Below are 12816 nucleotides of genomic sequence, written 5' to 3' on the forward strand. Positions count from 1 at the left end.
TCGCGGAACAACGCGGACCGGGAGGTGTTTGCTCAGTGGCACGGCGCCAAACAGACGCCGACGGTCAAGGTTACGGGGCCTTGACCAGGGGGTCAAACCGGGGTCCGGGCCCCGTGGCGGGGCCCGGACCACCGGGCACTGCTCAGTCCTCCGAGGAGGCCTCGGCGGCCGCGGTCTTCTTGGCCGCCGCCTTCTTGGTGGTGGCCTTCTTGACGGTCTTGGTGGCCGTCTTCTTGGCCGCCGTCTTCTTGGCGGTGGTGGTCTTCTTCGCCACCGTCTTCTTGGCCGTGGCGGCCTTCTTCGCCGGAGCCTTCTTGGCGGCCGTCTTACGGGCCGTCTTCTTGGCGGGGGCTGCCTCCTCGGCCGCCTCCTCGGACTCCACGACCGGCTCCACGACCGGCGCCTCGGCCGCCACCGGCTCCGCCGCCGGAGCGCTGACCACGACCACGGCCGCCTCCTCCGCACCAGAGGGCGAACCAGCCGGAGAGGACACCCTGCGGGTCGCCCGGCGGCGCGGACGGGCCGGAGCCGCCGCCTCCGCGGTCACGACCGCCTCGGCCACCGGCTCGGCGACCTCGGGAGCGACCTCGGGCTCGACGATCTCGGGCTCCACCACCGGCGCGGGCGCCGGCTCGGGCTCCACGACGACCTCGACGGGCGCCTCGACGACGACCTCGGGCTCGGCCACCCGCTCCGCCCGCGGCGCACCCGCCGGAGCGGACGCCTTACGGGTCGCCCGGCGACGCGTACGACCGCCGCGCTTGGCGGCCGCCTCGGCCTCGGCCGCGCTGCCGAACCACTCCTCCTCGTCACCGCCGACCGTCGGCACCAGCTCCGCCTCGGCCACCGGCACGGGCTCCAGCTCGGGAGCCTCCTCCACGGCCTCCGGCGCGGCGACGGACTCGGGGGCCTCGGCGGCACCCTTGCCCTTCTTCTTGCCGCGCTTGCCGCCGCCACCGCCGCCGCCCGTGGTCGCGGGCTGGTCCATGTGGACGAGCACGCCACGGCCGTTGCAGTGGACACAGGCCTCGGAGAAGGACTCCAGCAGGCCCTGGCCGACACGCTTGCGCGTCATCTGGACCAGACCCAGCGAGGTCACCTCGGCGACCTGGTGCTTCGTACGGTCCCGGCCCAGGCACTCCAGCAGACGCCGCAGCACCAGGTCCCGGTTCGACTCCAGCACCATGTCGATGAAGTCGATCACGATGATGCCGCCGAGGTCGCGCAGCCGCAGCTGGCGCACGATCTCCTCGGCCGCCTCCAGGTTGTTCCTGGTGACCGTCTCCTCCAGGTTGCCGCCCTGGCCGGTGAACTTGCCGGTGTTGACGTCGACGACGATCATCGCCTCGGTCCGGTCGATCACCAGCGAGCCGCCGCTGGGCAGCCAGACCTTGCGGTCCAGCGCCTTCATCAGCTGCTCGTCGATCCGGTACGTGGCGAAGACGTCGACGTCCGACGTCCACTTCTGCAGCCGGTCGACCAGGTCGGGCGCCACGTGCGAGACATAGCCGTGGATGGTCTCCCAGGCGCCGTCACCGCTGACGATGACCTTCGAGAAGTCCTCGTTGAAGATGTCGCGCACGACCCGGACGGTCATGTCCGGCTCGCCGTACAGCAGGCTCGGCGAGCTCGTCGAGATCTGCTTCGACTTCTTCTGGATGTCCTCCCACTGCGCCTGCAGCCGCTCCACGTCACGACGCAGCTCGTCCTCGCTGGCGCCCTCGGCGGCGGTACGGACGATCACGCCCGCGTCCTCGGGGACGATCTTCTTGAGGATCTGCTTCAGACGCGCGCGCTCGGTGTCGGGCAGCTTGCGGCTGATGCCGGTCATCGAGCCCTCGGGCACGTAGACCAGGTAGCGGCCCGGCAGGGACACCTGGCTGGTCAGACGGGCACCCTTGTGACCGATCGGGTCCTTGGTGACCTGCACCAGCACCGACTGGCCGGACTTCAGCGCGGCCTCGATGCGACGCGGGCCGTTGCCCATGCCGAGCGCCTCGAAGTTGACCTCGCCCGCGTACAGCACGGCGTTGCGGCCCTTGCCGATGTCGACGAAGGCGGCCTCCATCGACGGCAGGACGTTCTGGACCTTGCCCAGGTAGACGTTGCCGACGTAGCTGGTGGCCTGCTCCTTGTTGACGAAGTGCTCCACGAGGATGTTGTCCTCGAGCACGCCGATCTGGGTGCGGTCACCGTTCTGACGGACCACCATCACCCGCTCGACGGCCTCACGGCGGGCCAGGAACTCGGCCTCGGTGATGATCGGCACCCGGCGACGGCCCTGCTCACGACCCTCACGGCGGCGCTGCTTCTTCGCCTCCATACGGGTCGAGCCCTTGATGGACTGGACCTCGTCGAAGCCCGTGCCGCCCTCCATCCGGGCGGCGCGCTCACGCGGCTCCCGGACCTTGACGACCGTACGCTCCGGCTCGTCCGTACCCGGCTCGGTCTCCAGCGCCTCGCCACTGCGGCGACGGCGACGGCGACGACGGCGGCTGCCCGCGGACGAACCGGCGGCCTCCTCGGTCTCCGGCTCCTCCTCCTCGGCCTCGAGCTCCTCGGCGGCCTCCTCGGCGGCCTCCTCGGCCTCCGCCTCCTCCTCGCCGGCCTCCAGCTCGGCCTCGGCGGCCTCACCACGGCGACGACGGCGGCCACCACGACGACGACGGCGCGACGGGCGCTCGCCCTGCTCCTCGTCCTCGAACGCGGCGCCCTCGAGCTCCTCGGCGGCCTCCGGCTCCTCCTCGACCTCGGCGGGGACCTCGGCCGGGACCTCGGCCTGGACCGGGGCGGCCTCGGCGGCCTCGCCACGGCGACGGCGGCGACGACGGCCACCGGCGGCGGGCGCCGCCTCCACGGCGGGCTCCTCCGGCTCCTCGCGCTCCTCCCGCACCTCGGCGGCGGCGGCCGCGGCGGCGGCAGCGGTCTCGGGCGTCTGGAACATCGGCTCGGTGAACACCGGGGCCTGGAACACGGCGGTCGGCGGGCGCACCGCACGACGACGCGAGCGCGCCGGGGCCTCGGCGGCGGCCGGCTCGGCGGCGGCCTCCGGGGCGGCGGCCTCGGCGGCGGCGGCACGGCGGCGCGTACGACGGGCACGCGGCTCGGCGACCGGCTCCGCGGCCTCCTCGGCGGGGGCCTCGGCGGCCGCCTCGGCGGCGGGCTTCTCACCGACGGTGGAACCCGCCGGACGGGTGGCGCGGCGACGGCCACGGGCCGGCTTGGCCGGCGCCGGGGCGGCCTCCTCGACCGGAACGATCGCGGGGGCGGTCTCGGCCATGTCGGCGACCGCCGCCGTCTCCTCGGCCACGAGCGACGCGGCGGCCAGCGGCTCACCGGTCGGGGCGCTCACGGCACGAGTGGCACGACGACGCGTACGGGTCGGCTTGGCGGCCGGAACCTCGGGCGCGGCCTCGGCCTCGACCTCGGCCTCCTCCTCGGCCTCGACGACCGGCTCCACGACGCTCTCGGGGGCCTGCGGCGGACCCGCCGGGGCGGTGGCCTTACGGGTGGCGCGACGACGCGTACGAGCGGGCTTCTCCTCCGCCGGAGCGGCCTCGACAACCTCGACCTGCTCGGCGGCGGCCTCGACGACCGGCTCCGGAGCGGCCTCGGCGGCCTGCGGAGCACCGGCGGGCGCGGACGCCCTACGGGTGGCACGACGGCGCGGACGGGCCGGAGCCTCGACGGCGGCCGGAGCCTCCTCCGCGACGACCTCGACGGCCTCGGGAGCGGCCTCGGCGGCCGGCTCCGCGGCCTGCGGGGCACCGGCGGGCGCAGTGGCCTTACGGGTGGCACGGCGACGCGTACGAGCGGGCTTCTCCTCCGCCGGAGCGGCAGCCTCGACGGCCTCGGCGGCCTCGACGACCGGCTCCGGAGCGGCCTCGCCGGCCTGCGGGGCACCGGCGGGCGCGGCGGCCTTACGGGTGGCACGGCGACGCGTACGTGCCGGGGTCTCCGCCGCAGCCGGAGCCTCGGGCGCGGCGGTTTTACGGGTGGCCCGGCGGCGCGGCCGCGCGGGGGTCTCCGGGGCCTCGGCCTCGGCGGCCGGCCCGGAGGCGGTGTCGGCGGCGGCCGTCACGGCCGCCTCGCCGACCGGCGGACCCGCCGGACGGGACGCCACACGGCGGCGGCGTCGCGGAGGCAGCGTGTCGCTGGGGCTCTCGTCGGCGTTGTTGCCGGGGACGCTCTGCGCGGCCCCGGGCTCGGTGGGCTCAATGGATTCGAGCATGCGGGCGGTTCTCCCGTCACGCTCCCGGGCGCCGCGTCGTGTTCCGACCCGCCGGTCCGCGTAATGAGCGCGGTACCGCCGTCCGGGGCGCGGTCGCCGCACGGGAGCTGTCGTCTCGCTCGCCGGGTCCGAGTGTCACGGCACCGGCGAAAAGTCTCCTGGTCAGTGCGCCTGCCGGACCGGGTGGCTCCCTGGTGGCGCGGCGGCGCGTCGACGGCCGTCCTTACGCGGAACCTTCCGGCACCTGCTGCGCGGCACTCGGCCCGGCGGCCGTGGTAGAAGCGGCCGGGGCGGCGTCGCGGTCGGGCGCGAGCGGATCGGTCACCGTGCCGGTCTCATCGTCGAGCAGCCCCTGCGCCAGCCTGGTCACCGCAGCGGGGACCGGCGGCGCCAGGTCGGCCGTGACGCGGAGACCGGACAGGACGTCGTCGGGTCGAACGGCAGGTGTCAAATGCCGAACAACCAGCCGCAGTATCGCACAGGCACCGTCGCCGGGCCTATCGGCCGGAGCCGCGAGCGCCTCGAGTCGGGTCACCGCGCCACGCGCGTCGAAGGTCCGCAACCCGTTTTTCGTCCGGCGCTGGACCTCGACCGTCTCCGCCGCCATGAACGCCGCGACGGCCTTCTCGGCGTCCTCCAGCTCGACGCCCTCCAGCCGCAGCTCCCACACGGAGGCCTGCAGCCGGTCGGCGAAGGAGGAGGTGTGCGCCTCGACGGCGTCGACGATGTCCAGACCGTCCGGCAGCGACTCGTCGAGGAGCGTGCGCAGAACGGCGGGGTCGCGCACCGCGGCGAGCTGGATCTCCAGGTACTCGGCCTCACTGCCCGTGCCGGTGGGTGCGGCATTGGCGTAGGAAACCTTGGGGTGCGGGGTGAAGCCCGCCGAGTACGCCATGGGCACCTCGGCACGCCGCAGCGCCCGCTCGAAGGCACGCTGGAAATCGCGGTGGCTGGTGAACCGGAGGCGGCCGCGCTTGGTGTAACGCAGACGAATGCGCTGCACCGCGGGTGCGGGCGGCGGGCCTTCGGGCTGTCGCTTACCCAGTTTGTCTCAGTCCCTCGTGAGTGCGGTCGTTCTGCTACCTAGCGTACGTGCAACAAGGGCCCTGCCGATCCGGCAGGGCCCTCGTTGGAACGCTTGTCGATCTGGGTCGAAGTGCCCGCTCGCGGCCTTGCGAACCCAGCCTCCACTCTCACGTGCGTGAGAGACGCGCAGGATGGCACTCTCGTCGCGGGCCGCTATTCCTGCTGGTCGGGGACCTTTTCCTGAGCGTGGCGAGCCGCCACAGAAGCACTGGCCCGCGGCGGGATCAGGCTTCCGGTGCGAGCCTTGGGCACCATCGCCTCGGCAGCGGGCCGTGACAGGCGCGCGCGCCAGGTCCGCTGGAGGAACAGGAAGAAGCCGTCGGGCAGGAACACGGCGTCGGCGATGATCATCGCGCCGGAGAACACCGGGAGGCCCAGCAGGACGGCGATCCCGACGTGCATGCCGATCAGCAGGACGAGAACGACGTACTTGAGCCTGCTGAACAGGGCGAACGGGCAGGCCACCTGGACCAGCACGGTGAGGTATCCGACGATGGCCATGAGGAGCTGGTGGCTGTCGGCCACATGGGAGAGCCCGGGCCAGGGGCGGAACAGGTCGAGATTCAGCACATAGTGCAGCGCGGTGCCGTCGCGCCACGTGCCTCCCTGCACCTTGTACAGACCGGCGCATCCGTACAGGATGCAGACCTGGGCCGCGATGACGAACATCCCGCAGTTGTGCAGCAGGACACTCAGCTGCCCCCGGACCAACACGACCTGCTGCCGGGCGGGCAGCCAACTCGACCGCTGGTCTCCGCGCCCGTCCGCGCGGGCGCGGAGCCGCTTTCTGCGGGCGTCGAGGGACCAGCGCCGGCCACACGCGGTGAGCACGAGGTACAGGGCCATCAGGACGATGAGGTTGTCCCCTCCGTCCGTGATGAAGATGTTCCTGCCATGGAAGGAAGTCACCACGACGGCGAACAGCACGGACAGCACCCGGGTGCGCCATCCCACCATGAACAACGCGCACGTGACGAGCGCCAGTACGTAGCAGGTCTCGAAGTACACGGGCCGGTCGGAGAGGGGCAGAACGCTGAACCAGCCGGTCTGACCGAGCAGCTCTCGCGAGAGGTCCGGGGTCCAGGGCGAGCCGGGTCCCCAGATCTCGTCCCGGTGGGGGAACTCACGCAGCAGGAAGACCAGATACAGAAGCCCATACCCCATGCGCAACACTGCCGCCGCGTGGAGTGAGACCGCTCGTTCGGTCAGGAAGGTGAATGCCCTGGTCACAGGGTCGGGGTGCCGAGGCGCGGCGCTCGGCGGCGGGCTGTCCGGCCGGGAGCCGACGCCGGTCGTCCGGTCAGTTGTCATGGGACGTCACCTGCCACCACGGGAGAGACCTGGATTCGGAGCGGGGTTGCGGGAGGCGGCTGCCGTCGGCCTTGCGTACCGGCGACGCGATCGGGGTGGTGACGACGCGCAGCTGGATCGCGTCGAAGGAACGGTGGTCGCGGGCCGCGCGTTGCGCGGCGATGTTGAGCAGATATCTCTGGATGATCCTGGCCCGGTCCGAGTCGGACTCGTCACTGGTCCCGTGCGAGTCCAGGTAGGCGGACCAGGCCCGCCGCAGCATGTTCTGGTTGACGTGGCTGGGGAAGGCGTTGTGCCGCACGGCAGAGGCGTCGATGGCGCTCAGATCGCTCCAGCCGCTCACCTGCCGGGTGCCATCGGGCGACGTCGTCGCAGTGCGCGCCAGGACCGTCCGCCGAGCGCCCTCCGGGTCGGGGGCGAACAGCCGCCAGTTCTGTTCGAAGTAGGGATAGACCCACGTGCTGATCCTCCCCTCGTACCGCTGGGAGACGATGTTGGGGGGTGCGACGGACAGGAACACCATGGACACGTGCACGATGGCCGTCGCGACGCACGCGGCGACCGCGAAGGCGATCAACAACCCCGCCGGTCGCGACGTCGGCACGGGCGAGGCCGGCCCTTCACCACCGGTTTCCTCCACGTCCGACGCGCCGGGTCCGGTAGCGGTTATGGGCAGCTTCGGAGCCGACTCTTCATCCTTTACCGGCACGCTGCCGTTCCCCGCGCGGTTGTAGTCGGTGCTGTTCATCCCGTCCTCTTTATCGTTTGGCCCGCGGAGCCCGCCGACCGCAACGGTCCGCCCGTCCGCCCCGGGCGCGGTGGAGGTCGCCCGGGGCGTCAGGAAATACGTCGTGCGGTTCCGCCCGCCTGGCGCGGTCTGCGAACTGCGCGAGACCGCGCCCTCACAGGCTGCCGAAAGCGGATGCCTGTGACTTCACCGACCGTGTTGGCCGTGGTGCCCGCACTCGGAGTGGTGCCCGCACTCGGAGTGGTGTCCGCCGTGCCCGTAACCACCGTCGTGGCCGCCGTGCCCGTACCCACCGTCGTGGCCGTAACCACCGTCGTGCCCGCCGTGCCCGTACCCACCGTCGTGGCCGTAACCACCGTCGTGCCCGCCGTGCCCGTACCCGCCGTCGTGGCCGTAACCACCGTCGTGGCCGCCGTGCCCGTAACCGCCGTCGTGGCCGTAACCGCCGTCGTGGCCGCCGTGCCCGTAACCGCCGTCGTGGCCGTAACCACCGTCGTGGCCGCCGTGCCCGTAACCGCCGTCGTGGCCACGGTCACACGACCCGTAGTCCCGGTCGTGGTCGTGACCACGACCATGACCGCAACGGTCGTGGTCGCAGCGGTCGCACCTGTGACCGTGCTGCCCGTACCCACCGGAGCCGCCGCCCGTGGTGCTCATGCCCGAGCCGCCGGTCACCGTGGCGGTGCTCCTGGGGATGAGGAGGCCCCCGACGGTCGGACCGGCAAGAAGGCCGAAATGGCCGCCCGTCAGCCCGAGGACGCCTCCCGATGTCAGTCCCAGGGTGAGACTGGTGCCCGGGAGGACCGCCGGAATGCCGTCGATCGCATTCGCGCTGCTCGGCATCAGCGCCACCCCCGTGGCGCCGAGTACCACCGTGAGGCCCGCTGCGGCCCAAGCGGTGAATCTGCGCCGATGAGGCGCGGAAGGAACGTTCGATTTCATCGAGGTGCCCAACTCCTTCAAGGGTTCGGTGAATCCTGTACAGGCGGCCTGAAGCGCTTGTGCTGGAAGCACATAAGGAATTCCATGCCGGACAGAAACCGTTGTCTTTCAGCTCTCCCGAACGGAGACCACGCGCTTCGAATAAGCCCAGGGAATAGTAGACACGGTTGGAGAAACCGGAACCTCACAAAGGGGTGGAGCATCCGAGTGATTTTCCAGGAGAAACGTCGCTCACGGAAACTTTCGGGTGGGATCGCGTGGTGGACTCATGGATTCGGTCCATTCGTCACGCGCCGCCCCAGGCCCTGTCGGCGTCCGCCCCGGGCGTGGTGCACGTCGCCCGGGGAGGCAGAAAATTGTCGTCTGTCGTCAGGAAGCACGCCGTGCGGTCCGCCCGCCGGGCGCGGCCCGCGAGCTACGCGGACCGCGCCATGGCGGGCTACCTCATACGGACTCCCACGACGTCATCGGCTGCGACGTCCGTGGTCCTCGCACTCGGAGTGGTGCCGATCGCATTCGCGGCCGCATCCACCGTGCCCGCCGCGCCCGTGCTCACCGTCGTCCCGACGGTCACAGGACCCGGACTGCCGGTCGTGGCCGCGCTCGTGGTCGCAGCGACCGCACTGGTAGTTGTGCCCCTGACCGTGGTCGTGGTCCTCGCCATGGTGACGGCCCTCACCGTGGTCGTGATCCCGACCGTGGTCGTGATCCCGACCGTGGTCATGGTCCCGACCGTGGTCGTGATCCTCACCGTGGTCGTGATCCTCACCGTGGTCGTGGTCCCGACCGTGGTCATGGTCCTCACCGTGGTGGTGGTGCTCACCGTGGTGGTGGTCACCGTGGTGATGGTCACCGCCCCCACCCGGACCGCCCCCACCCGGGCCGCCGCCGCCCGGGCCGCCGCTCGTACCGCCGGTGAGCATGCCTCCGAGCAGACCTCCGATGATCGGACCAGCCGGGCCTCCGTTGCCTCCGGTCGTCGGGCCGCCGGTCGGACCCCCGGTCGTCGGGCCGCCAGTCGTCGGGCCGCCAGTCGTCGGGCCGCCAGTGGTCGGGCCGCCAGTGGTCATGCCTCCGGTCGCCGGACCGGCGATCGCGCCGCCGGTTCCCTCCGTGGTCACGCCTGTGACCCCACCCGTCGTGCCGGCGATCACGCCGCCCGTGCCGGCCGCACACGATTCCCGGGTGATGGTGTTGGTGTCCAACGTGGTCGACCCATTGCGGGCGAGCGCGCGGCCGTCGATGGTCGCCCCGGTGTCGACCGTGATCGATGTCAGGGCCATGATCGTGCCGACGAAGCTGGAGTCGGTCCCGATCGTGGCGGAACTGCCCACCTGCCAGAAGACATTGCACGGCTGTGCGCCGTTGATGAGGGACACCGAGCTGCTGGAGGCCGTCTCCAGCGTCGATCCGATCTGGAAGATCCAGACCGCGTTGGGGTCGCCATGGGCGTCGAGCGTGAGCGTGCCCGTGATATTGATCGACGACGCTGCTTTGTAGACCCCCGGGTTCAACGTCATGCCGCCGAGATCTCCGGGGGAGGTGAGGGTGGCATCAGGCGCCTGACCGGCGGCGAAGTCGTACGCGATGGTCAGATCGCTCTGCGCCTGCGCCGCTTGCGCGTCTGCGGCGTGAATGGTTCCGTTCACCGTGCCGGGAGGGAATCCGGTCACCGAGGACCCCGGGCTCACACCGAGGTCCCCATTGATCGTGGAGGGGCCGGTATTGGTGACGCTCTGGCCGCCCAGGACCGCGTAGCTGTCTGCCGTACCGAGATTGGGGGCTACGCCGATCGCGCTCGCGCGGGTCGGCATCAGCGCCATCCCTGCGGCAACGAGCACCAGCGTGAAGACGGCGGCCATCCACGCCGTGGATCCGCGCCAATAAGAAACGGTAAAGACGTCCGATTTCATCGAGGCGCCCACCTCCTTCGAAGGGTTCGGTAGAACTGATTTCAGGCGGCCATGAGCACTGACCTCCGAATGCGCAGAATTCCGAACGACAGAAAATGCGATTACCCTATACTGTCCTGGGCGGAGATTATGCGCACTGAATGTTCCAAAGGCAGGATAGTGATCCGTGAGGGGTCATGCCGTCACAAAAGATGGAACATTCGGGTGGTCTTCCGCGATAAATCGGTTATCCCGGTTTTACAGAAATGGGCTCGCAGGGGCGACATCATTACTGGGGTTTCCCAAGGCATCCGCGCATTCGGCCTGCGCCAGTCCCGTTGCCGAGGCCTGCCCAGGACCCGCCTTCCAGCGCCTGTTCACCGCCCCCGCGATGAACCTCACCCGCCGCAGCGCTTGGGCTTCCGGCGCAGGGCGCTCCGGCGCCCGCACCTCCCGCTTCAAACGCATTGCGGCCCGCCGCCTGATGGCGACGGGCCGCATGAGGGCCGTGCATTTACCGAGGGCGTCGCTGATCGCGCCCCGCTCCCGGCCGGTTACATCCCGCTCGGCTGCCGATTCCCGCCGGCCTCTGCCGGGATCCCGGCGGCGCCGCGACGGCGCCGCACCGCTCGTATCAGCAGCTGTTTCAGCTGGTCACAGGCTTGACGACACTCAGCGGCAGCAGCTTCTTGCCCGTCGGGCCGATCTGGATCGAGGTGTCCATCTGCGGGCAGACGCCACAGTCGAAGCACGGCGTCCAGCGGCAGTCCTCGACCTCGGTCTCGTCGAGCGCGTCCTGCCAGTCCTCCCAGAGCCAGTCCTTGTCCAGACCGGAGTCCAGGTGGTCCCAGGGCAGGACCTCCTCGTACGTCCGCTCGCGCGTCGTGTACCAGGCGACGTCCACGCCCTGCTCGGGCAGCGTCTGCTCGGCGCACTTCATCCATCGGTCGTAGCTGAAGTGCTCGCGCCAGCCGTCGAAACGGCCGCCGTCCTCGTAGACCGCCCGGATGACCGCGCCCACGCGGCGGTCGCCGCGCGAGAGCAGGCCCTCGATGATGCCGGGCTTGCCGTCGTGGTAGCGGAAGCCGATGGAACGCCCGTACTTCTTGTCGCCGCGGATCTTGTCGCGCAGCTTCTCCAGGCGGGCGTCGGTCTCCTCGGCGGAGAGCTGCGGCGCCCACTGGAAGGGGGTGTGCGGCTTGGGCACGAAGCCGCCGATGGAGACGGTGCAGCGGATGTCGTTGGACTTCGACACCTCACGGCCCTTGGCGATCACGTTGACCGCCATGTCGCCGATCTGCAGCACGTCCTCGTCGGTCTCGGTCGGCAGGCCGCACATGAAGTACAGCTTCACCTGGCGCCAGCCGTTGCCGTACGCCGTGGAGACGGTCCGGATGAGGTCCTCTTCCGAGACCATCTTGTTGATGACCTTGCGCATGCGCTCGGAGCCGCCCTCGGGGGCGAACGTCAGACCGGAACGGCGGCCGTTACGGGTCAGCTCGTTCGCGAGATCGACGTTGAACGCGTCGACACGGGTCGAGGGCAGGGACAGACCGATCTTGTCCTCTTCGTACCGGTCGGCCAGGCCCTTGGCGATGTCACCGATCTCGGTGTGGTCCGCGGAGGACAGCGACAGCAGGCCGACCTCCTCGAAGCCGGTGGCCTTCAGACCCTTGTCCACCATCTCGCCGATGCCGGTGATGCTTCGCTCCCGCACGGGGCGCGTGATCATGCCGGCCTGGCAGAAACGGCAACCGCGCGTGCAACCGCGGAAGATCTCCACCGACATCCGCTCGTGAACGGTCTCCGCGAGCGGGACCAGCGGCTGCTTCGGGTAGGGCCACTCGTCGAGGTCCATGACGGTGTGCTTGGACACGCGCCACGGCACGCCGGAGCGGTTGGGCACGACACGGCCGATCCGGCCGTCGGGCAGGTACTCGACGTCGTAGAAGCGCGGGACGTACACGCCGCCGGTCTTCGCCAGGCGCAGCAGCACCTCGTCACGACCGCCGGGACGGCCCTCGGCCTTCCACGCCCGGATGATCTCGGTCATCTCCAGGACGGCCTGCTCGCCGTCGCCGATCACGGCGCAGTCGATGAAGTCCGCGATGGGCTCGGGGTTGAACGCCGCGTGACCGCCGGCCAGGACGATCGGGTCGTCGATGGTGCGGTCCTTGGACTCCATCGGGATGCCGGCGAGGTCCAGGGCGGTGAGCATGTTGGTGTAGCCCAGCTCGGTGGAGAAGCTCAGGCCGAAGACGTCGAAGGCCTTGACGGGCCTGTGCGCGTCCACCGTGAACTGCGGCACCTTGTGCTCACGCATGAGCTCCTCGAGGTCCGGCCACACGCTGTACGTGCGCTCGGCAAGGACGCCCTCGCGCTCGTTGAGGACCTCGTACAGGATCATGACGCCCTGGTTGGGCAGCCCGACCTCATAGGCGTCCGGGTACATCAGACACCAGCGGACGTCGCACTCGTCCCAGGGCTTGACGGTGGAGTTCAGCTCTCCGCCGACGTACTGGATGGGCTTCTGCACATGCGGGAGCAGGGCCTCGAGCTGTGGGAAGACCGATTCGGCAGTCATCTGGGGCGAACCTTCGTGAGCG

The 12816-nt window shown here is 70.6% G+C and carries 7 protein-coding genes; all 7 read right to left on the bottom strand.

What is annotated here, in order from left to right:
- Window positions 1-142: 142 nt before the first annotated feature.
- Window positions 143-4231 carry an Rne/Rng family ribonuclease gene (locus J1792_RS30815; protein WP_207248645.1) on the bottom strand — a complete coding sequence of 1363 codons (4089 nt, stop codon included), beginning with the start codon at window positions 4229-4231 and terminating at the stop codon, window positions 143-145.
- Window positions 4232-4454: 223 nt separating this feature from the next.
- Window positions 4455-5234, bottom strand: coding sequence for a TIGR03936 family radical SAM-associated protein (locus tag J1792_RS30820; protein WP_207248646.1), 780 nt, complete (start codon window positions 5232-5234; stop codon window positions 4455-4457).
- A 236-nt stretch (window positions 5235-5470) separates the two neighbouring features.
- Window positions 5471-6481: an HTTM domain-containing protein gene (locus tag J1792_RS30825; RefSeq protein WP_242646940.1), complete on the bottom strand. Its 1011-nt coding sequence runs from the start codon at window positions 6479-6481 to the stop codon at window positions 5471-5473.
- A gap of 136 nt (window positions 6482-6617) precedes the next feature.
- Complete coding sequence (locus tag J1792_RS30830) at window positions 6618-7376, bottom strand: DUF5819 family protein (protein ID WP_242646822.1); 759 nt, start codon at window positions 7374-7376, stop codon at window positions 6618-6620.
- Window positions 7377-7562: 186 nt separating this feature from the next.
- Window positions 7563-8219 carry a hypothetical protein gene (locus tag J1792_RS30835; protein ID WP_207248647.1) on the bottom strand — a complete coding sequence of 219 codons (657 nt, stop codon included), beginning with the start codon at window positions 8217-8219 and terminating at the stop codon, window positions 7563-7565.
- A gap of 563 nt (window positions 8220-8782) precedes the next feature.
- Complete coding sequence (locus J1792_RS30840) at window positions 8783-10231, bottom strand: ice-binding family protein (RefSeq protein ID WP_207248648.1); 1449 nt, start codon at window positions 10229-10231, stop codon at window positions 8783-8785.
- A gap of 625 nt (window positions 10232-10856) precedes the next feature.
- A complete protein-coding gene (locus J1792_RS30845; RefSeq protein WP_086568916.1) occupies window positions 10857-12794 on the bottom strand; it encodes a TIGR03960 family B12-binding radical SAM protein in 1938 nt (645 codons plus the stop codon).
- Between the last annotated feature and the right edge of the window lie 22 nt (window positions 12795-12816).

Source organism: Streptomyces triculaminicus (assembly GCF_017349075.1).
Taxonomy (GTDB): domain Bacteria; phylum Actinomycetota; class Actinomycetes; order Streptomycetales; family Streptomycetaceae; genus Streptomyces; species Streptomyces triculaminicus.

Coding starts and splice junctions, on each gene's coding strand:
- J1792_RS30830 (WP_242646822.1), bottom strand. CDS start 7,376: ATGAACAGCACCGACTACAACCGCGCGGGGAACGGCAGCGTGCCGGTA.
- J1792_RS30815 (WP_207248645.1), bottom strand. CDS start 4,231: ATGCTCGAATCCATTGAGCCCACCGAGCCCGGGGCCGCGCAGAGCGTC.
- J1792_RS30845 (WP_086568916.1), bottom strand. CDS start 12,794: ATGACTGCCGAATCGGTCTTCCCACAGCTCGAGGCCCTGCTCCCGCAT.
- J1792_RS30835 (WP_207248647.1), bottom strand. CDS start 8,219: ATGCCGAGCAGCGCGAATGCGATCGACGGCATTCCGGCGGTCCTCCCG.
- J1792_RS30840 (WP_207248648.1), bottom strand. CDS start 10,231: ATGAAATCGGACGTCTTTACCGTTTCTTATTGGCGCGGATCCACGGCG.
- J1792_RS30825 (WP_242646940.1), bottom strand. CDS start 6,481: ATGGGGTATGGGCTTCTGTATCTGGTCTTCCTGCTGCGTGAGTTCCCC.